16 protein-coding genes and 2 pseudogenes are annotated in these 19,575 nt (G+C 72.3%); 8 read left to right on the top strand and 10 right to left on the bottom strand.

Annotated elements, in window-relative coordinates:
- Positions 1 to 308: 308 nt before the first annotated feature.
- Positions 309 to 1,398 (bottom strand): annotated as a pseudogene (locus tag IE251_RS17975) (beta-ketoacyl-[acyl-carrier-protein] synthase family protein).
- 190 nt (positions 1,399 to 1,588) lie between these two features.
- On the opposite strand from IE251_RS17975, the pseudogene IE251_RS17970 reads away from it, so the two are divergent.
- A pseudogene (locus IE251_RS17970) lies at positions 1,589 to 2,330 on the top strand (VOC family protein).
- 55 nt (positions 2,331 to 2,385) lie between these two features.
- Here IE251_RS17970 and IE251_RS17965 read toward each other — a convergent pair.
- Positions 2,386 to 3,003 carry a L,D-transpeptidase gene (locus IE251_RS17965; protein WP_189753979.1) on the bottom strand — a complete coding sequence of 206 codons (618 nt, stop codon included), beginning with the start codon at positions 3,001 to 3,003 and terminating at the stop codon, positions 2,386 to 2,388.
- 169 nt (positions 3,004 to 3,172) lie between these two features.
- Positions 3,173 to 3,673 carry an Lrp/AsnC family transcriptional regulator gene (locus tag IE251_RS17960; protein WP_189753978.1) on the bottom strand — a complete coding sequence of 167 codons (501 nt, stop codon included), beginning with the start codon at positions 3,671 to 3,673 and terminating at the stop codon, positions 3,173 to 3,175.
- Between the two features lie 135 nt (positions 3,674 to 3,808).
- Here IE251_RS17960 and IE251_RS17955 point away from each other — a divergent pair, with 135 nt between their 5' ends.
- On the top strand, positions 3,809 to 4,495 hold the full coding sequence (locus IE251_RS17955) for a nitroreductase family protein (RefSeq protein WP_189753977.1): 687 nt from the start codon (positions 3,809 to 3,811) through the stop codon (positions 4,493 to 4,495).
- Between the two features lie 30 nt (positions 4,496 to 4,525).
- On the opposite strand, the gene IE251_RS17950 is transcribed toward IE251_RS17955, so the two are convergent.
- Positions 4,526 to 5,851 (bottom strand): TolB-like translocation protein, encoded by a 1,326-nt coding sequence (locus tag IE251_RS17950; protein ID WP_189753976.1) that lies wholly within the window; start codon positions 5,849 to 5,851, stop codon positions 4,526 to 4,528.
- A 328-nt stretch (positions 5,852 to 6,179) separates the two neighbouring features.
- Here IE251_RS17950 and IE251_RS17945 point away from each other — a divergent pair, with 328 nt between their 5' ends.
- The 3 genes from IE251_RS17945 (at position 6,180) to IE251_RS17935 (ending at position 9,310) form a co-directional block, all read left to right on the top strand.
- On the top strand, positions 6,180 to 6,887 hold the full coding sequence (locus tag IE251_RS17945; protein WP_189753975.1) for a lytic polysaccharide monooxygenase: 708 nt from the start codon (positions 6,180 to 6,182) through the stop codon (positions 6,885 to 6,887).
- Between the two features lie 727 nt (positions 6,888 to 7,614).
- Positions 7,615 to 7,761 (top strand): hypothetical protein, encoded by a 147-nt coding sequence (locus IE251_RS17940; protein ID WP_189753974.1) that lies wholly within the window; start codon positions 7,615 to 7,617, stop codon positions 7,759 to 7,761.
- 232 nt (positions 7,762 to 7,993) lie between these two features.
- Entirely contained in the window at positions 7,994 to 9,310 is a 1,317-nt protein-coding gene (locus tag IE251_RS17935; RefSeq protein WP_229896818.1) for a phytase, read from the top strand.
- 66 nt (positions 9,311 to 9,376) lie between these two features.
- Here IE251_RS17935 and xdhC read toward each other — a convergent pair whose 3' ends face one another.
- From xdhC to IE251_RS17915, 4 genes are all read right to left on the bottom strand, one after another.
- Positions 9,377 to 10,189 carry a xanthine dehydrogenase accessory protein XdhC gene (gene xdhC / locus IE251_RS17930; RefSeq protein WP_189753972.1) on the bottom strand — a complete coding sequence of 271 codons (813 nt, stop codon included), beginning with the start codon at positions 10,187 to 10,189 and terminating at the stop codon, positions 9,377 to 9,379.
- Between the two features lies 1 nt (position 10,190).
- Positions 10,191 to 12,683, bottom strand: coding sequence for a xanthine dehydrogenase molybdopterin binding subunit (xdhB, locus tag IE251_RS17925; RefSeq protein ID WP_189753971.1), 2,493 nt, complete (start codon positions 12,681 to 12,683; stop codon positions 10,191 to 10,193).
- Positions 12,680 to 14,143: a xanthine dehydrogenase small subunit gene (locus IE251_RS17920; protein ID WP_189753970.1), complete on the bottom strand. Its 1,464-nt coding sequence runs from the start codon at positions 14,141 to 14,143 to the stop codon at positions 12,680 to 12,682. The genes xdhB and IE251_RS17920 overlap by 4 nt, the downstream gene beginning before the upstream one ends.
- Positions 14,144 to 14,533: 390 nt before the next feature.
- Positions 14,534 to 15,031: a nucleoside deaminase gene (locus tag IE251_RS17915; RefSeq protein ID WP_268253336.1), complete on the bottom strand. Its 498-nt coding sequence runs from the start codon at positions 15,029 to 15,031 to the stop codon at positions 14,534 to 14,536.
- A 393-nt stretch (positions 15,032 to 15,424) separates the two neighbouring features.
- On the opposite strand from IE251_RS17915, the gene IE251_RS17910 reads away from it, so the two are divergent.
- Both IE251_RS17910 and IE251_RS17905 read left to right on the top strand, forming a co-directional pair.
- Entirely contained in the window at positions 15,425 to 15,919 is a 495-nt protein-coding gene (locus IE251_RS17910) for a hypothetical protein (protein WP_229896817.1), read from the top strand.
- A 100-nt stretch (positions 15,920 to 16,019) separates the two neighbouring features.
- On the top strand, positions 16,020 to 16,874 hold the full coding sequence (locus IE251_RS17905) for an MBL fold metallo-hydrolase (protein WP_189753969.1): 855 nt from the start codon (positions 16,020 to 16,022) through the stop codon (positions 16,872 to 16,874).
- Positions 16,875 to 16,932: 58 nt separating this feature from the next.
- Here IE251_RS17905 and IE251_RS17900 read toward each other — a convergent pair whose 3' ends face one another.
- The gene (locus tag IE251_RS17900) at positions 16,933 to 17,835 is read right to left on the bottom strand and encodes a helix-turn-helix transcriptional regulator (RefSeq protein ID WP_189753968.1); all 903 of its coding nucleotides are present in this window, start codon (positions 17,833 to 17,835) and stop codon (positions 16,933 to 16,935) included.
- A 255-nt stretch (positions 17,836 to 18,090) separates the two neighbouring features.
- Here IE251_RS17900 and IE251_RS17895 point away from each other — a divergent pair, with 255 nt between their 5' ends.
- Positions 18,091 to 19,119, top strand: a complete 1,029-nt coding sequence (locus IE251_RS17895; protein WP_189753967.1) for a zinc-binding dehydrogenase — start codon at positions 18,091 to 18,093, stop codon at positions 19,117 to 19,119.
- 55 nt (positions 19,120 to 19,174) lie between these two features.
- Here IE251_RS17895 and IE251_RS17890 read toward each other — a convergent pair whose 3' ends face one another.
- The gene (locus IE251_RS17890) at positions 19,175 to 19,513 is read right to left on the bottom strand and encodes a TolB-like translocation protein (protein ID WP_189753966.1); all 339 of its coding nucleotides are present in this window, start codon (positions 19,511 to 19,513) and stop codon (positions 19,175 to 19,177) included.
- Between the last annotated feature and the right edge of the window lie 62 nt (positions 19,514 to 19,575).

Raw genomic sequence — 19,575 nt, 5'->3', positions numbered from 1 at the left:
ATGCCCTCCCCCGTCCGGCCTGTCGCGGACGGTGGGACCAGGATGGACGAAGCCGGGGGTGTTGCGGTCCACGTCCCGGAATCGGGGCGGCGCCAATCGCCTGTTGCACGGACGTTGCCGCCACTCGTGCCGCCGTCCTGGCCGGTCAGGAGCTCGGCGCGTGATCCGTTGCCGAAGTGTTGCTCCGCAACGGTGCGCGACGGGCGGGTGGGACGGAAGTGCCCGCCGGCCGCGGGACCTGCGAGCGCTGCCGCGAGGAACCGGCCGTCCGGGGCACCACCGCCGTCGTGGCGGTCACGTTCCCCTCGTCACCTGGTGAAGACGAGACTGACGTTGTGGCCGCCGAACCCGAACGCGTTGGCGAGCGCGGCGGACCACCGACCGGTACGCGGCTCACCGCGCACCACGTCCAGTTCCACGCGCGGGTCGAGCACGTCGAGGTTGCGGGTGGCCGGCAGCGTGCCGTCCTCGAGCGCGAGCAGAGCGGCCATGGCGCCGATGGTGCCGGACGTGCCCAGCATGTGACCGGTCATCGACTTGGTCGCCGTGACCGCGGCATGGCTGCCGATCACCCGGCCGATCGCCTCGGCCTCCGCCAGGTCACCGGACTCCGTGGAGGTGGCGTGGGCGTGTACGACCCCGATGTCCGCCGGGGTCAGGCCGGCGTCGCGCAGCGCCAGTTCCATGGCGAGGGCCTGGCCTCGCGGGTCGGATGCCGTGATGTGGTCGGCGCTCGAACTCACGGCGCTGCCGGCCAGGGTGCCGTAGGCGCGTGCTCCACGGGCCCGGGCGAAGCCGGCGCATTCGAGCACCATCATGCCCGCGCCCTCGCCCATGACGAACCCGGACCGCCCGGCATCGAACGGGCGGGACACGGCCTCCGGGTCCGCCGACCGCGTCGACAGGTCCTTCATCTGGGCGAACGCCGCGAGCGTGAAGGGGTGCAGGCATGCCTCCACGTCGGCCCGGCCGCCACGGATCAGATCCTGTCCCAGGGCGAGGGCCTCCGCCCCGGACGCGCAGGCGCTCACGGGAGTCCTGGATCCCGGCGCGTTCGAAGACATCGTCCTGTCCGAGGGTGGTGAGGACACCGCCGGTCCCCGTGCCGATGACGACGGCGACCCGTTCCGGCTCTGTCTGCGGGGCACCGGCGTCCTGCCAGGCCTCGCGCGCGCTGAGGAGGGCCATCTGCTCACCGCGGTCCAGCTTCCTGGCCTCGGTCCTCGGCAGCAGGGAGGCGGGGTCCACCGTGAGCCCGGCGGCAACGTGCACGGGCAGGTCCGCGGCCCACTCCTCGTCCAGGGACCGCACCCCCGACTTACCGTCCAGCAGCCCCGACCACGACGACGGCGCGTCGGCTCCCAGCGGCGTCATCGCCCCGACGCCCGTCACCAGCATACGATCGTTCCGGGACACACAAGCCTCCTTGAATTGTGCGGATGTCACACATCGCCTGTCTCGCCCTCACGACGATCATGCCAGCGTTCACAAGGCGGATCAGGGCAGCAGCCGACGGATTCGAAGGCGGGGAATTGTTCTGTCCCGACAAACGGACGCGGAACCGGTGCGGGCGCGTAGGATCGTCGGCATGGCACTGCGGCCGGTTCAGGTGAACATCAAGGCTCTCGACAGCTCGGCGGTCGGCCGGTTCTGGGCGGAGGCGCTCGGCTGGACCGCCTACCACCCCGGCGTGACCACCTATGTGGGACCCGCCGGCGGCCTCGTCTGGCCGCACCCGGTGGCCGTCTGCGTCGATGTCGTTCCCGTCCCGGAACCCAAGACGGCGACGAAGAACCGTGTGCACCTCGACCTCGCCACCACCTCGACGGCCCATCAGACGGAGCTGGTCGCGCGCCTGCGGGCTCTCGGCGCGAAGCCCGCCCGGGTGGGCCAGGGCGCCGTGCCGTGGACCGTCCTCGCCGACCCGGAGGGAAACGAGTTCTGTGTGCTGGAGCCCCGGGAGACGTACCGGGACACCGGGCCGATCGCCAGGGTGGTGGTCGACTGCGCGGATCCGCGGGCGATGGCCCGGTTCTGGGGGCGAGGCGATGGACTGGGTCCCGCACGAAGTGACCGACGAGCAGGCGGTGTTGCGCTCCGCCAAGGGCTCAGCACCCCATCTCGTGTTCGTCCGCACACTCGACGTGAAGACCGTGCCGGACCGCGTCCATCTCGATCTGCTGCCGTACCCCGGTGACGACGAAGCGGCGGAGGTGACCCGGCTGCGGGCTCTCGGCGCCACCGATCTGGACCTCGGTCAGGGCGATGTCCCGTGGACGTGTCTCACCGACCCGGAGGGCCACGAGTTCTGCGTCCTCGCCCTGTCCTGACATCTTCGCGGCCCGGCACGCGACAGGCGTGCCGGGCCGGTGACCGGTCGACGGGTCAGCTGACGACCTTGAGCTGCTTCGGCCAGCCGTACCGGTCGGCCGTCCGGAACAGGTCCCGGATGTGGGCGGGCGTGATCTTGATGCAGGCCAGCGAGTAGTAGTCCCCCGCTCCGTCCCAGCGGTACGGGCTGTCCTGGCCGGGCAGCTTGGGTCCCTGCCGGCCGTCGGGCTTCATCTCGCTGTGGATGAACAGTTCGGTCCGCTTGGTCCGGCCGTTCTTGCAGACCTTGTCCTGGACGTGGATGGCGTAGCCGTTGATGCCGCTCCTGCCGCCGTTCTTGTGCTTCTCGTGCCCGAGCACCTTGTAGGAGCCGTTGGGCAGCCAGCCGCGCATCGAAGCGCACTCGTCCTTGCTGCCGTTGCCGGAGCCGGCCCGGTAGCTCTTGATCACCTTGTCCTTGCCGGGCACGCTCTTCATGAAGTACAGCTTCGACTTGGTCGGGTTGGACTGGTTCTTGTCGAAGAGGAAGTAGTACGTGCCGGTGCTGCCCGCGGCGGCCCCCGAGGCCGCGGCGGTCTGGCGGGCCGGGGCCGCCTGGGTGGGCTGGGCGACGGCCGCCAGGCCTCCCGTGAGCAGAACGCCGGTCAGCGCCGCTGTCGTCAGTCGCTTCACAGTTGAGCTCCTTCCGCGTGGAACCCCCGTTTCGGGGAGCGGTTCCCATCTTGGAAGGCAGGTCGTGTCACGAACCTTGGGCGGACCTTGCCGGGAACCTTCAGCCACTGGTCAGGCGATGCGCGGGGAGTACTGCGGACCCGGTGGCAGGGGTTTGTGGGCGGCGTGTTCAGTGGCGTGCGTCCGGCTTCTTCGCCAGACCGGCCAACTCGTCGACCAGGGGCTGGACCCGGTAAGGGATGACCGCGCTCAGTGCGATGACGGTCGTGCTGCGGCGGACGCCGGGTACCTCGAGGACCTGGTCGATCACCTGTTGCACGTGCTGATTGCTCGTACCCGCGATGCGGCACCAGATGTCGCCGGGGCCCGTCACGATGTGGGCCTCGAGGATCTGCGGCACGGCCCGCAGGCGCGCGGCGATCGCCTCACGGGCCGGCTGGTCCACTTCGAACGTGGTGAACGCCTCGACCGCGTGGCCGAGGGCGGCGACATTCACGTCCGGACCGTAGCCGGTCACCACGCCCGAGCCGGTCAGCCGGTCGAGCCGGGCCTGCAACGTGCCGCGTGCGACGCCGAGTTGGCGGGCGATCTCCAGCAGGCCCGCACGCGGACGTTCCCGGAGCAGGCGCAGCATCCGGCCGTCGAGCCGGTCGAGTCCCTGTCGTGCCACCGCACCTGCCGATCTGCGACCTGAAAGGCACCTTCACGCCCTGTTTTTTGTCAGATTAGCAAGGGAGAGATGGGTCCGTTGCGTATTCGTCTGCCGGTGGCCCACGCTGTGGCTCCCCGTCCACGAGGAGCAGTCGTGAAGCAGCACACCCACCCGTTCGTCCCCTACCGGCCCGACCGGTACGACGAGGCCGAGATGGTCCGGCGGGGGAAGGACTTCGTGTCGTTCCTCGAACGCCGGCGCAGCGTGCGGTTCTTCAGCGACGAGCCGGTGCCCCGTACGTGTGTCGACCTCGCCATCGCCGCGGCGAACACCGCCCCGTCCGGGGCGCACCTCCAGCCCTGGAAGTTCGCCGTGATCGGTGACGCCGGGACCAAGCACCGTATCCGGGTCGCCGCCGAGGAGGAGGAGCGGGTCAATTACGAGGGCGGGCGGATCCCGCCCGAGTGGCGCGCCGCGCTCGCACGCCTGGAGACGGACTCGGACAAGGGCTACCTCGACGTCGTGCCGTGGATCGTCGTCTGCTTCGCCGAGAAGAGCACCGCGCTGCCGGACGGCTCGCTGCGCAAGAACTACTACGTGAACGAGAGTGTCGGCATCGCCTGCGGCCTCTTCATCGCCGCCCTGCACGCGATGGGGCTGAGCACGCTGACGCACACGCCCAACCCGATGGGCTTCCTCACCGAGATCTGCGAGCGGCCCGGCAACGAACGGCCCTACGTCCTCTTCCCCATCGGCTACGCCGCGGCCGACTGCGAGGTCCCGGACCTCACCCGCAAGTCGCTCGCAGAGGCAACCGTCGAGAGCCCGGGCCTGCGCTGACCCGGTCCGCCTCGTCCACCCGGTCCGCCGTCAGCGCGTACGCACGACGAGGATGTCCCGGTGGCCGTTGGCGTCGCCCGGCACCAGGCCGTCGTCGTGGGGGAAGGCGACGGTGCGGCCGGTGGTGTCCGCGGTCACCTCGTACGTCCCGGTACTGCTCTCGGTGCCGTCCGCGGCCACGTCCAGCCGCCGTACCACGCCCGTGCGCAGATCCTTCGCGAACACGTCGGAGGCGCCGTTGGTGTCGCCGGGCACGAGGTTGTCCGCGGCGGAGACGAAGAACGCCCGCCGCCCGCCCGCACTGAGCAGGCCCCGCCCCGAACCGCCCTGCGCCTGCGTGCCGTCGGCGGCGGTGCTGACGCGCCGGGTGGTGCCGGCGGCCAGATCACGGACGAACACATCGGCGGCGTCGTTGGTGTCGCCGTCCACCACGTCGGCCGACGGGGAGGAGAACACCGCGTAGCGCCCGTCCGGGCTGAGGCCCGTCGTGGGCGACGCCGGCATGCCGAGGGTGCCGCCGTCGCGGTCGACGGCGGCGGGCACGGTCTTCCCGGTGCGGGTGTCGTGGACGTAGAACCACCAGGGCCTCGGTGCCCTCGGCTCGTGCGCGGCCGCCCCGCGCGGCGGGTACCACATCCTGCGGAACCCGATCCGGGTGCCGTCCGCGCTGATCGTGGGCGCCAGGGAGGTGCTGGTCCCCTGGAGGTGGTCGGTGAAGACGCTGACCAGTCTCGTGGTGCCCCTCGCCCGGTCGTGCACGAACACGTCGATCCCGCTGTTGGTGTCCTGCGGCACCAGGTCGTCGCGGTAGGAGGCGTACGCCACGTAGCGGCCGTTCGCGCTGATCACCGGATCGTAGCTGTTCCCGGGGGTGCCGCCGGGGTTGGCCACGACGGCCTCGGTGCGCCCGGTGGCGCGGTCGTGCACGAAGACGTCCCAGGCACCGGGCATGTCCCTGGGGGCGAGGTTGCCGGCGTAGGAGTCGAACGCGACGTAGCGTCCGTCCGCGCTCACCGAGACGTGCGAGGCGGCGGCGTCGGCCTGGCTACCGTCGTCGGCGACGTCGACCCGGTCCACGGCACCCGTACGCAGGTCCTTCACGAAGACGTCGGCGAGGCCGTTGGTGTCGCCCGGCACCAGGTTGTCGGCATCCGAGAGGAACGCGACGAAGCGGCCGTTCCCGCTGAGCACGGCGCCTGCCGAGTCCCCGTCGGCCGGGGTGCCGTCCGCCGCCGTACTCACCACCACCGGCCCCGGCCCCCCGCCGCGCGCTTGCGGTACGGCCGCCGCCGGAAGCACGCCCGTCGCGCATGCCAGCACCACCACCGGCAGGACGGCCTGTCCCCGGAACCTCATGTGTCCTCCCCTGCCCCGCCCGAGCCGGCCACCACCGCCGGAACACGGACGGCGCGACCGGACGAGAACCCCCTGCTGCCCTACGGTCCGAGCCGAGCCAACCCCGGTCCGCCCGCCCGGGTCAACAGACGATCCGGCCACCTGGCCCCAGGACGAACAGCTCACCTTGTCCAGCCTCTTGACCGAATCCGGTCGGCGACTATGGTCTAGACCTAACAGGCAATAGGTCCAGACCTTTCGGCCATGCACCTCGACTCATTCCGCACGACCGGCGAACCCGGGCCTCACAGGCCACGGTTCCGGCACATACCGAAGGAAGTGGCACGGCATGAACACAAAGAGACGAGCGGCTCTCGCGATCGGCGCGCTGGTGGCCCCGGTGCTCGCCGTCAGCCTCCCGGCGAGCACGGCCAGCGCCCACGGCTGGGTCACCTTGCCCACGAGCCGGCAGCAGCAGTGTGCCGAAGGCACCGTCGACTGCGGCCAGATCAAGTACGAACCGCAGAGCGTCGAGGGGCCGAAGGGCCTGCAGAGCTGCAGTGGCGGGCACGCGGAGTACGCCGAGCTCGACAACGACAGCAAGGCCTGGAAGGCCACGCCGGTCGGCACCTCGGCGACGTTCACGTGGCACAACACCGCTCGGCACGCCACCGCCAACTGGCAGTACTTCATCGGCGGCCAGAAGATCGCCGAGTTCGACGGCCGCAACCAGCAGCCGGCCGCGGACGTCAGCCAGCAGGTGAACTTCGGCGGCTTCACCGGCCGGCAGAAGGTGCTCGCCGTCTGGAACATCGCGGACACCGCCAACGCCTTCTACTCCTGCGTCGACGTCAACATCGGCGGCGGCAACGACGGTGGCAGCGGCGGCGGTGGGGACACCTGCGCCGTGCCGGCCTGGGACGCCGGGCGCGTCTACAACGGCGGTGACACCGTCTCCTACGGCGGCCACACCTGGCGCGCCAAGTGGTGGGTCACGGGTGACAAGCCCGGCACCACCGGCCAGTGGGGTGTCTGGGAGGACCTCGGGGCCTGCTAGACCACGCTCCTGGGCCCGCCGGCGCGCGCCCGGGGCGCGCGCCGGGCAAGGCGGCGGCCAGGGCGCCGCTCGTCGGCCGGCGGGCAGCGACCGCCTCGCCCGGTGCCCGCTCGTCCTCGCCCGGGAGAAGAGCGAGCGGGGGACGCCGGGCGAGCTGCGCGGCCACCGGCGAGGAGGCCTCGGCCCCGTACGAGACGGCCGCAGTCCTGTGGAGGCGGCCATGGCCGACGGCTTCGCCGCCGACCGCCGGAATCCGGCCGACATCCTGATCGATCTCGCCCCGCCCCCGGTCCGGTTGGGCCGCGCGGCGGACGCACTCGCTCCGGCCCGTCCCGCCCGGGCTCAGTGCCGCGAGCAGGAGGCGGCGGACGGCTCCGTCGACGTACCGGCCGACGCCCCTCTCCCGCTGTTCTCTTGGAGCACCTCGCCGCGGACCGGCCGGCCGAACGCACCGGCATGCTCCGCACGGCGCGATGGTCCGCGGCCGGCCTGCGCCTGCGCCTCGGCCCGGCCACGGCGCGGTCCCGGCCGCCTGTGGCGCGCCGCCCGCCGGACGGGCAGTCGCGACGACGGTGGCGCACACCGGCCTGCGACGGCAGGACCTGGCGAAAGGCACCCTCCACCGGGTCGCCCCCCGGCCGGAAGAGGGTGGACCGCCGGTCACCGGGTATCCGGTCATCCGACCAGTGCCTCGGAAGAAGCGGGGCACGACGACGGGAGGAGCGTCATGGCCGGAGTCGTCGAACGCATCAAGCAGTTCGCGCGGAGTCCGCAGGGCCGGCGAACGATCGAGCAGGTACGCCGGACCGCCGCCGATCCGCGCCGCCGTGCCCAGGCGCGGGAACTGGTGCGGAAGCTGCGCGGTCGCCCCTGAGCCCGGCACCGTACACGGGCGGCGGGCCCGCGTCCGCTGAGCCGACCGCCCCGGCCGCGAACAGGACGTCTGCCTGGCGGTAAGCGCTTCAGGCGGACGTCCTGTTGTGTGATGAACGGCAGTTGGCGTGCAGTCGTCTTGTCCGTGACCGACTGTCCAGCTCATGGTTCCCTGAAGGCAAAGTTCTCCCTCCAAGATCGGCATGTCCGCGACACCGACCAAGGAAGCGCTTGTGAGAACGCATCGCACTCCGCGCAAAGCCGCCGCCCTCGCCCTGGGCGCCACCCTGCTCGCCCTCCTGACCGCCGCCCCCGCCGGTGCCGACGACAAGGGCCTGCCGACGGTCACCCCGACCAGCGAGACCCCCGCCCTCTATGACGACGAGGCGGGCGGCGAGTCGGACGCGGACGACCCCGCGATCTGGCGCAACGCGGCCGACCCGGACCACAGCCTCGTCATAGCGACGGCGAAGAAGGGCGGCCTGCGCGTGTACGGCCTGGACGCCCGGCTGGTGCAGTCGCTGCCCGCGCCGCGTCCGCCGGCCGAGGACGACGCCCCGGGCCGCTTCAACAACGTCGACCTCGTCACCGGTCTGAGCACCCCCGCCGGCCGGACCGACGTGGCCGTGGTCAGCGACCGGGGCAACGACCGGCTGCGGATCTACCGCATCGACCCGGCCAAGCCGAGCGCGCCGCTGACCGACGTCACCGACCCGGCCGCCGCCCCGGTCTTCTCCGCCGACCAGGCCGAGATCAACGACCAGCGCACCGCGTACGGCCTCGCCACCTGGCGGGACAAGGCCACCGGCCGCTCCTACGCCCTGGTCAGCCAGCGGGAGCGGACCCGGCTCGCCCTGCTGGAGCTGACCCCGACCGCACGCGGCACCGTCGGTTACCGCAAGGTCCGCACCCTCGTCCTCCCGGCGTCTTTCCGGCTGCCCGACGGCACCACCTGGTCGCCCTGCGCCGAGCCCGGTGAACTCCCCCAGGTCGAGGGCATGGTGGTGGACCCGGCCACCGGCACCCTGTACGCCGGCCAGGAGGACGTCGGCATCTGGCGGCTGCGCGCCGACCTGACCGGCCGGCCGGTCCTGGTGGACAAGGTCCGCGAGTACGGCGTCCCCGGCGTCTACGACGAGGCCACCGAGGAGTGCGTGGCCGGCGCCGATCCCGGTTTCGGCGGCGAGCACCTGACGGCGGACGTCGAGGGCCTGACCCTGTTCCAGGAATCCGACGGGGACGGCTATCTCTTCGCCTCCAGCCAGGGCGACAACACCTTCGCCCTGTTCGACCGCGAGGTGAGCGAGGACAACGAGTACGAGGGCGGCTTCCGTGTCGGCGCGGCCTCCGCGACGCTCGACGGGTCGGAGGAGTGCGACGGCGCCGCCGTCCTGAACGCCCCGCTGGGCAGCCGGTACCCGAACGGTCTGCTGGTCGTCCAGGACGGCCACGACACCCCCGAGGTCCCCGACGGCCAGGGCGGCACCCGTACGGCGACCGGCTTCAAGTTCGTCGACCTGGGCGACGTGGTGGACGCCGCCGACCTGTGACACGAGGCTGCCCCGCGCCGTGCTCTCGCACGAGCGCGGGGCACCCCCGTCCGTCCCGTGGGGGAGTCAGTCGTCACCCTCGGCTTCGAAGGCGCGCAGCAGATCGGCGGCGACGCTCACGGCGATGACCGCCGGTTCCTTGCCGGTGATGCCGGCCAGCCCGATCGGGGTCTTGATCCGGTCGATGGCGGCCTCCTCGTGACCGCCCTCGGTGGCCAGGCGTTTACGGAACCGCGCCCACTTGGCCGCCGACCCGATCAGCCCGATGGAGCCGAGGTGGGGGGTGCGCAGGGCGGCGTCGCACAGCGCGGCGTCCTCGGCGTGATCATGGGTCATGATCAGGACGTGGGTGCCGCGCGGCAGCTCCTCCAGCACCTCCTCGGGCAGCAGCGGCGTGTGATGCACGTGCACCTGCGCCACCGCGTCCGCGAGCACGCCGAGCCGCTCCTCGGTGAGGGTGTCGGCACGGCTGTCGATCAGATGGAGGTCGAGGTCCTGGCGGGCCAGGATCCGCGCCAGTTCCAGCCCGACGTGCCCGACACCGAAGACGGCCACCGCCCGTACCACCGGCAGGGGTTCGAGCAGCACCGAGACCGTGCCGCCGCAGCACTGCACGCCATGCCGGTTGGTCACCTTGTCGTTCAGGGCGAAATCGATCAGCTCCGGCTTCCGCTCGGACGCGGCGATCATCTCCCGGGCCCGGTCGATCGCGACGGCCTCGACATTGCCGCCGCCGATCGAGCCCCACGTCCCGGTCTGCCCCACGACGAGTTTCGCACCGGCGTCGCGCGGGGCGTGGCCGCGCACGGTCGCGACGGTCACCAGCACGCCGGGCTCCCGGCGTGCTCGCAACCGTGCGACCGCGGCGACCCACGTCATGTCAGGCACCGTGCAGCGCTTCCGCGCCGGTGCGGTCCCGGCCGTCGGCAGCCCGACCGTTCCCGGCCTGCCCGTTCGGGCCCTGCCCGTTCGGGGCCTGCCCGTTCCCGGCGTGGCCGTCGACGGCGAACCCGTCGCGGACCCGGCCGTTCGGGGAGGCACCGCCCTGGCGAGCCGCCTGGATCGCCCAGTACACCGCCTCGGGCGTCGCGGGCGAGGCCAGCTCGACACTCGCCCCGGCCGGGCCGAACGCGGCGGCGGCCTGCCGCAGCGCCTCCCGCACCGAGAACGCCAGCATCAGCGGCGGCTCGCCCACCGCCTTGGAGCCGTAGACCGCGCCCTCCTCGGTGGCGTTCTCCAGCAGCGTGACGTTGAACTCCTCGGGCATCTCCGAGAAGCTCGGCAACTTGTAGGTGCTGGCGGCCTGGGTCAGCAGCCGGCCGCGGTGCGGCCCGTCGCCGGTGTCCCAGCGCAGGTCCTCGAGCGTCAGCCAGCCCGCGCCCTGCACGAACCCGCCCTCGACCTGACCGATGTCGATCAGCGGGGACAGGCTGTCGCCGACGTCGTGCACGATGTCCACCCGGCGGATGCGGTACGCGCCGGTGAAGCCGTCCACCTCCACCTCGGTCGCGGCGGCGCCATGGGCGAAGTATTTGAACGGCGAGCCCCGGAACGTCTTGGCGTCCCAGTGCAGCCCCTCGGTCCGGTAGAAACCGGCCGCCGACAGCTGGACCCGCTGGAAGTACGCCGTGCGCACCAGGTCGTCCCAGGCCAGCTCCTTGTCGCTGCCCAGCAGACGCGCGATGCCCCCGACGATGCGCACGTCCGAGGCGTTGCCGCCCAGCTGGCTAGCGGCCACCCGCAGCAGTCGCTCGCGCAGCTGCTCGCAGGCGTTCTTGATCGCCCCGCCGTTGAGGTCGGCTCCCGAACTGGCGGCGGTGGCCGAGGTGTTGGGCACCTTGTCGGTACGCGTCGGGGCCAGCCGCACCTTGTGCAGCGGGATGCCCAGGGTGGTCGCGGCCACCTGCATCATCTTGGTGTGCAGGCCCTGGCCCATCTCGGTGCCGCCGTGGTTGATCAGGACCGAGCCGTCCTTGTAGATCAGCACCAGCGCGCCGCCCTGGTTGAAGGCGGTGAGGTTGAAGGAGATGCCGAACTTGATGCCGGTGAGCGCGAGCGCCCGCTTGGTGTGCGGGTGCGCGGCGTTGAAGGCGGCGATCTCCCGCCGGCGGTCGGCGATGCCCGCGTCGTCCTTGACCTGCTGCCAGACGGTGGCGATCCGTTCGGCCTGGGTGACCGGCTGTCCGTACGGCGTCGTCTGGCCCTGGCCCGGCCGGTAGAAGTTGCGCTCGCGCAGCTCCATGGGGTCCAGGCCGAGCCGGGGTGCGCAGCGGCCGAGGATGTCCTCGATCACCAGCATGCCCTGCGGTCCGCCGAAGCCGCGGAAGGCGGTGTTGGAGACCGTGTTGGTCTTGGCGATACGGCCGGCGACGCGCGCGTTGGGGATCCAGTAGGTGTTGTCGATGTGGCACAGCGCGCGGGCCAGCACCGGCTCGGACAGGTCCAGGCTCCAGCCGCCGTCCGCCACGAGGGTGGCGTCCAGGGCCTGGATGCGGCCCTCCGTGTCGAAGCCGATCTTCCACTTGGCGTGGAAGCCGTGCCGCTTGCCGGACATGGTCAGGTCCTGCGTCCGGTTGAGCCGGAACCGCACCGGCCGGCCGGTCAGCTTGGCGCCGAGCGCGGCGACGGCCGCGAACCCGTGGGGCTGCATCTCCTTGCCGCCGAAGCCGCCGCCCATCCGCAGGCACTGCACGGTCACCTCGTGGGCGGGCACACCGAGCACGTGCGAGACGATCTCCTGGGTCTCCGAGGGGTGCTGGGTGCTGCTCTGGATGAACACCTGCCCGTTCTCGTCGATCTGGGCCAGCGCCGCGTGCGTCTCGAGGTAGAAGTGTTCCTGGCCGGAGAACTGGAACTCCCCGGTGAACACGTGCGCGGAGTCGGCGAAGCCGGCGTCGATGTCACCGGTCTCCATCAGGGGCCGGGCGCCGTGGTAGCTGCCCGCCGCCATCGCGTCCTGGAGAGTGATCAGGGAGGGCAGCTCCTCCAGCTCCACCTCGACGGCCGCCGCACCGAGCCGGGCCGCCTCCAGGGTCTCGCCGAGCACCCAGGCGACCGCGTGGCCGTGGAACATGACCTCGTCGGGGAACAGCGGTTCGTCGTGCTTCATCCCCGCGTCGTTGACACCGGGCACGTCGGCACCGGTCAGCACGCGCACCACGCCGGGCACGGCGAGCGCGGGCCCGGTGCGCAGTGCGGTGATCCTGCCGTGGGCCTTCATGACCTGGACCGGGTAGGCGTGCAGCACGTCCTTGGTGCGCCAGACCAGGTCGTCGGTGTAGAGCGCGGTGCCGGTGACGTGCAGGGCGGCGCTCTCGTGCGGCATCGGGACGCCGACGACGGGGTTCTCGGGGCGTTCGGACAGATGGCTCATGACGACACCGCCTCGGTGGTTCCAGCGTACAGCTTGAGCAGGCTCTGGCCGAGCATCGCGGAGCGGTAGTCGGCGCTGGCGCGGTGGTCGCTCATCGGGGTGCCCTCGGCCCGCAGCACCCGGGCCGCGGCCTCGGCCGTCTCCGCCGCCCAGGGCTTGCCCTCCAGGGCCTCCTCGGTGGCGAGGGCGCGGATCGGGGTGGCGGCCACGCCGCCCAGCCCGATGCGTGCCTTGCGGACGATCCCGTCCTCGATGTCGAGCGCGAAAGCGACCGCGACGCTGGAGATGTCGTCGAAGCGCCGCTTGGCGATCTTGTGGAAGGCCACCACCGGGGACAGCGGCAGCGGGACGCGCACGGCGCGGATCAGCTCGCCGGGACGGCGCACGCTCTGCCGGTAGCCGGTGAAGTACTCCGCCAGCGGAACCTCGCGCTCGCCGTCGGCGTCGGCGAGCACCAGCGACGCCTCCAGCGCGAGCAGCACCGGCGGGCTGTCGCCGATGGGCGAGCCGGTACCGAGGTTGCCGCCGAGGGTCGCGCCGTTGCGGATGAGCCGGGAGGCGAACTGCGGGAACAGCTCGGCCAGCAGCGGGACCGCGCCGTCGAGGCGGCGTTCGATCTCGGTGAGCGTCAGCGCCGCCCCGATCTCGATGGCGTCGGATTCCACGCGCAGTTCCCGCAGTTCGGGCAGCCGGTCGACGGCGACCACGCAGTCCGCGCGGCGGGAGCGGATGTTCACCTCCACGCCCCAGTCGGTGGAGCCGGCGACCACCACGGCGCCGGGCCGCTCGCGCAGCAGCCGGAGCGTCTCCTCCAGGGTGCTCTTGCGCACGAACGCGCTGTCGTCGCGGGTGTACTCGGTGGCGACCGGCGCGGGCGGATCCTGCTCGCGGCGCCGCGCCAGCGGGTCCTCCTCGGTGGGCGTACCGACGGCGAACGCGGCGTCGCGGATCGGGCGGTAGCCGGTGCAGCGGCACAGGTTTCCGCTCAGCGCGTGCAGGTCGAAGCCGTTCGGGCCGTGCTCGGCGTCGGTGTGGCCGGCCGGGTCCGCGTGCGCGCAGCGATCGGGCCGGTAGTACTCGGCGGCCATGCTGCAGACGAACCCCGGTGTGCAGTAGCCGCACTGGGAGCCGCCGCGGACCGCCATCTCCTCCTGCACGGGGTGCAGGGTGGACGGCTCGCCGGGTTCGCCGGCGGTGGCGAGGCCTTCGGCGGTGACGACCTCCTGGCCGTCGAGCGCCGCGACCGGGACCAGGCAGGCGTTGACCGCCACCCAGTCGGTGGGCTTGTTCACCCCGGGACGGGCCACCAGGACCGAACAGGCGCCGCACTCACCCTCGGCGCAGCCTTCCTTGGTGCCGGTGAGGCCGCGCTCGCGCAGGAAATCCAGCACCGTGGTGTGGGGCGCGGCCGGCGAAATGGGGGTCTCTTTCCCGTTGACCGTGATACGCGCCGCTACCATGACAGGCCTTCATTTCGGTGCGCGATCGATCGATTCATCATGTTCGCCAATTTCAGGCAGCTTTCTGTGCTCAGACGCGCCACGTGAGAGCAGCGGGCGCAAAACGCGACACGCGATAACGACGTGCCGGGATGTCATGAAGGAAAACTCGGGACGTGCCACGAACGGGCACACCGGGACGGCGTGGTCAGCAGCCGTGTGCGATGCGGCCCGGAACCCAGACCGTGCGGCGAGCGAGGCGACCGAGATCAGAGCTGGCGTACATCCGCTGGTCGCCTCCTTTCGGCGGTTTATGGTTCTACGTCTACCGCAAAATAGTGGCTGGGGCCACGGAATTCAAGAGGCCCGCCCCCGGTTATTCCCCCGGCGCGGAGGATCCGTTTCCGTTGGTCAGTAGTCGACGCGGTCGGACTTCGCGATCCAGGCGTCGAACGGCGCGGTGCGCTCGGGCAGGTCCAGATGGGCGACCTGAAGGGGCCACGCCTCGGTGGGCCGCTTCTCGAAGAGGTCGTAGAACTTGCGGTCGTCGAAGCCGGCCACCGCGGCGTCGTTGCGGTCGGCGCAGTACACGAGCCGGTCCAGGCGCGCCCACAGCGCGGTGGACAGGCACATCGGGCACGGCTCGCACGAGGTGATCAGGGTGCAGCCTTCGAGGACGAAGGTGCCCAGTTCCCGGCAGGCGGCGCGGATCGCGTTGACCTCGGCGTGCGCGGACGGGTCGTTCGTCGCGGTGACCTGGTTGTGTGCGGTCGCGACGACCACGCCGTCCTTGACGATCAGGGCGCCGAAGGGGCCGCCGCCGTTGTTCGCGCTGTCGGTGGCGACGGCGATGGCCTGCTGCATCCATTCCTGCTCGTTCTGCACGATGGTCGCGGTGTTCACGGTCACGGTTGCTCCTTGTCGAATGCCGTGGCTTGGAGTGCGGGTACCTGCGGGGAGGCGGCGGCACCCGCACGAACGGGGGTCGGGTCGGACGCGGCGGAGGTGCTCCGTTCGGGCTTGTCAGAGCAGTACACAGCGGGCCGGGGGAATCAGCCAGGCGCCGAAAACATGAAACGTGGGCACAGCGGGACCGATGCCTTGTAGGTTCCTACGAGTGCCGGGTCGGCCAGGTGTGGGCGGTGAAGCCGTCTCGTCCCGAACGTCGCTGTTCGCGGGGGGTGGCACGGTTCGTCGGGAAGCATGGGCCACCGGCCGCCGTGAGCCGGGCGGCCCCCGCACACAGGTGCCGGCCCCCTCGGGGGCGCGGTAGGGCGCCCGGTGCGGGGGTACGCGGGCGGCATGATGAGACGTGCGCTGTGGCAGGGGCTCCTGGCGGGTGCGGCCGGGGTCGTGGTGATGACCCTGGGCGAGAAGGCCGAGCAGCGCCTGACCGGCCGGCCGAGTTCGTACGTTCCGGCGCGCACGCTGGAGCGGCTGACGGGCATGCCCGAGCGGCCGGAGCCGCGGGCGGTGAACCGGGCGATGCACTACGGGCAGGGCGCGCTGCTGGGCGTGGTGCGGTCGGCGATGGCGCATGCCGGGCTGCGCGGGCCACTGGCGTCGACGCAGTTCACCGTGGTGAGGCTGACCAACGACCAGATCCTGGAGAACGCCACCGGGGTCGGTGCCCCGCCGCTGCTCGCGGACCTGGCCGCGCGCGGAGCTGCTGGTGGACCTGTTGCACAAGGCCGTCTACGCCTTCGCGACCGGCGCCGTCGCCGATGCCCTGGCCGCCCGCTCCGGTCCCGGCCCCGGGCAGCGGCACGCGGCCGAGCGGCCGGGCCGGCGGGCTGACGCGGGCCCGCTCCCCCGCCACGAGGCGTACGGACACTGAGCGAGCGGGGCGGCCGGGGCCTGTGCGCCGGCGGCTCGGCCGGAAGGAGCGGGTGACGCCATGACCACCACGGACGGGCTCACCGACGACACGCTCGACCTGCGGTTCGTCGGCAATGCCACGGTGCTGCTGCGGTACGGCCCGGTGACCCTGCTCACCGACCCGAACTTCCTGCACCGCGGCGAGTACGCCCATCTCGGCTACGGCCTGCTGAGCCGGCGCCTGACGGAGCCCGCCCTCGCCCCGGAGGACCTGCCCCGCCTCGACGGGATCGTGCTCTCCCATCTGCACGGCGATCACTGGGACCGCAGGGCCCGGCGCTCCCTGGACCGTACGGTTCCGGTCCTCACCACTCCCCATGCCGCACGCCGCCTGAAGGTGCTGCACGGTTTCCGGCGGACGGCGGGACTGCGGACCTGGCAGGCGCTCACCCTCGAGCGGGCAGGGGTAGGGGCCACGGTCACCGCGCTGCCCGGCCGGCACGCCGGGGACCCGGTGCTGCGCGGGCTGCTGCCGCCCGTGATGGGCAGCATGATCGAATTCGGTGCCGTGGGCGGACCGGTCCGGCTGCGGCTGTACGTCTCCGGCGACACGCTCCTCTACGACGGCCTGGCGGAGATCGGCCGGCGCTTCCCGGCCGCCGACCTGGCCGTCCTCCATCTGGGCGGCACTCGTCTGCCGGGCGGCTTCCTGGTCACCATGGACGGCGCGCAGGGCGCCGAACTGGTCCGGCGTCTTCGCCCCCGCGCCGTCCTGCCGGTGCATTACGAGGACTACACGGTGATGCGCTCACCGCTGTCCGCGTTCCTGGCCGAGGCCGGCCGGCTCGGCCTCGCGGACCGGATCGTGCCCTGCCCGCACGGCGGCCGGGTGTGCCTGCCCGCCGGATCCGGGGCGACACCCATCGTCGGCTGACGGCGAGCTCGCAGCCGGCCGCCGTCGGCGTGGTCACACCCGGCCGGTTCCGTGGACGTCAGGACGACGCGTGCGGAAGCCGCTCCCCGCGGGCGCCCGCGGGAACGGTCGTGTCGAGCAGGAGCAGGGCGTCGTGGTCGGGGGTGCCGGGTTCGGCGGTGTAGACGCAGACGCGCTGCCCGGGGCTGCCTTCCAGGTGCATGGGCTGGCAGGTGAGGGTGACGGTTCCGACGCGGGGGTGGTGGAACGTCTTCTGCGCGGGCTTGCGGCCGGTGACCTCGTAGCGTTCCCAGAGCCGGGCGAAGTCGGCGCTCTTGAGCAGGAGTTCACCGACGAGGTTGGTCAGGTCGGGGGCGTCGGGGGCGGTGCCGGCGACGGCGCGCAGGCGGGCGACGCAGCCGGTGACCTGCCGCTCCCAGTCGGTGAACAGGTCACGGGCCGCGGGGTGGAGGAAGAGGTAGCGAGCGAGGTTGCGGTGCCCGGCCGGCCAGTCCTCCAGGCCCGCGTACAGGGCGAGGCCGCCGGGGTTCCAGGCGAGTACGTCCATGCTGCGGCTGATGACGTAGGCGGGGTAGGGGCGCAGCGTCTCCAGCAGCAGCCTCAGGTGCGGGCGCACGGTCCGGCTCGGGGCGGGCGGCGGTTCGGGCGCGTAACGGGCGGCCCGGGCGGCGAGCTCCCGCAGATGCTGGTGTTCCTGGTCGTCCAGGCGCAGGGCGCGGGCGAGCGCGTCGAGGACGGCGGGGCTGGGGCGGGTCTCCTTGCCGCGCTCCAGCCGTACGTAGTAGTCGACGCTGATCCCTGCGAGGGTGGCCAGTTCCTCGCGCCGCAGCCCCGGGGTCCGGCGCAGGCCGGGACCCACGGTGAGGCCGGCCTGCCGGGGGCTGGTCCGGTTACGGCGGGCGCGCAGGAAGCGGCCCAGTTCCGCGCCCTCGCTGCTGCCGGTGGGGTGTTCGGATGCCATGGCCCCAGTCTCACACCGCTGTGACCCGGGCGGTCGCGAGGTGGGGGGCCCTGTCATTACCCCCGTACGACCCGGTCTGCCTGTCGGCGGGCCGAGGCGCGAGGGTGGACATGTGACGGTCCGGCACCGCGGCGGGCACCGCCACCTGGTCGTCGCCGACGACCGCCCCGCCCGACCGCCGCCCCGTCCGACGAGCACCCTGTCCGTCCGCCGCCGTGCGCGGCACTCGTATCCCGTTGGGAGTTCCCCTCTCTCATGCGTGCAGCAGTGATGTACGGAGCCGGAGACGTCCGCGTCGAGGAGCGGCCCGATCCGAGGATCGTGCAGCCGACCGACGCCGTCGTACGCACGGTGCTCTCCTGTGTGTGCGGCAGCGATCTGTGGCCGTACCGGTCCATGCCCGCCGGTGACACCGGACGTCCCATGGGGCACGAGTTCCTCGGCGTCGTCGAGGAGACCGGCACGGACGTGCCCGGGCTGAAGCCGGGTGACCTGGTCGTCGCCCCCTTCACCTACAGCGACGGCACCTGTGACTACTGCGCCAGGGGCCTGCACTTCTCGTGCCGCGACGGCGGCCGGTACGGGTCCGACGGGGTCGACGGCGGCCAGGGTGAGGCGGTACGCGTCCCGCACGCGGCCGGCACCCTGGTCAAGCTGCCGGTGTCCGCCGACTCGGCTCTCCTGCCGTCGCTTCTGGCGCTGTCGGACGTGATGGCCACCGGTCATCACGGCGCGGTCACCGCCGGCGTCGGCCGCGGCGACACGGTGCTGGTCGTCGGCGACGGGGCGGTGGGCCTGTGCGCGGTGATCGCCGCCCGGCGGCTGGGCGCCGAGCGTGTCGTGCTCGCGGGCCGCCACGAGGCACGCACCGCCCTGGGCCGCGAGTTCGGCGCCAGTGACGTCGTCGCCGAGCGCGGCGAGGAAGGCGTCGCCCGGATACGGGAGTTGACCGGCGGGGTGGACAAGGTGATCGAGGCAGTCGGCACCCGGCCGGCCCTGGACACCGCTCTCGGCGCGGTCCTGGACGGCGGCACCATCAGCCGCCTCGGCGTCCCCCAGTACGAGCAGGCTCCGTTCGGCCGTGCCGAGTTCCTGCGCAACATCACCCTGACCGGCGGCGCCTGCCCCGCCCGCGCCTACATCGGGCAACTGCTGCCCGACGTCCTGGACGGGACGATCGACCCCGGCCGCGTCTTCGACCGCTGCTTCACCCTCGGCCAAGTCCCGGAAGCCTACCGGGCGATGGACGGCCGCCAGGTCATCAAGGCCCTCATCCGGCCTTGAGGAGCCGGCGCGCGGCAGCCGGACGGACGGGCAGGAGCCGCGTGAGTGCCGCCTCTCAGCGCAGGCGGCGCACGAAGACGTCCGTGCGGCCGTTGGTGTCACCGGGCACCAGGTCGGAGGCGGTGGAGGTGAACACCGCGTAACGGTTGCCGGCGCTCGGGTGGGGGCGGCCGGCCCCGGAGTCGTCGTTCGTCTGCGAGCCGTCGTGTGCCAGGGAGAGGCGCCGGGTGACACCGGTGGTCAGGTCCCCGGCGAAGTGGTCCCGGGCGCCGTCGGTGTCGCCCGGCGCCAGGTTCGCCGGCCACGACTCGAAGGCGATGTACCGTCCGTTCGCGCCGAGTTGTGGTCTTGCCGAGTCGGAGTCCCCACCGGTCCCGTCGGCGGCGGCACTCACGGGACCGGTGTGCGGCCGGCGCCCCGTCCGGCGGCCGTGGCCGGCCGTCGGCGGTGTTCCAC

This window comes from Streptomyces eurythermus (genome assembly GCF_014649115.1).
GTDB lineage: Bacteria > Actinomycetota > Actinomycetes > Streptomycetales > Streptomycetaceae > Streptomyces > Streptomyces eurythermus.
This window is presented reverse-complemented; position numbering and strand designations above follow the sequence as displayed.

Coding starts and splice junctions, on each gene's coding strand:
- xdhC (WP_189753972.1), bottom strand. CDS start 10,189: ATGACGTGGGTCGCCGCGGTCGCACGGTTGCGAGCACGCCGGGAGCCC.
- IE251_RS17905 (WP_189753969.1), top strand. CDS start 16,020: ATGACCACCACGGACGGGCTCACCGACGACACGCTCGACCTGCGGTTC.
- IE251_RS17895 (WP_189753967.1), top strand. CDS start 18,091: ATGCGTGCAGCAGTGATGTACGGAGCCGGAGACGTCCGCGTCGAGGAG.
- IE251_RS17910 (WP_229896817.1), top strand. CDS start 15,425: ATGATGAGACGTGCGCTGTGGCAGGGGCTCCTGGCGGGTGCGGCCGGG.
- IE251_RS17920 (WP_189753970.1), bottom strand. CDS start 14,143: ATGGTAGCGGCGCGTATCACGGTCAACGGGAAAGAGACCCCCATTTCG.
- IE251_RS17900 (WP_189753968.1), bottom strand. CDS start 17,835: ATGGCATCCGAACACCCCACCGGCAGCAGCGAGGGCGCGGAACTGGGC.
- IE251_RS17940 (WP_189753974.1), top strand. CDS start 7,615: ATGGCCGGAGTCGTCGAACGCATCAAGCAGTTCGCGCGGAGTCCGCAG.
- IE251_RS17950 (WP_189753976.1), bottom strand. CDS start 5,851: ATGAGGTTCCGGGGACAGGCCGTCCTGCCGGTGGTGGTGCTGGCATGC.
- xdhB (WP_189753971.1), bottom strand. CDS start 12,683: ATGAGCCATCTGTCCGAACGCCCCGAGAACCCCGTCGTCGGCGTCCCG.
- IE251_RS17945 (WP_189753975.1), top strand. CDS start 6,180: ATGAACACAAAGAGACGAGCGGCTCTCGCGATCGGCGCGCTGGTGGCC.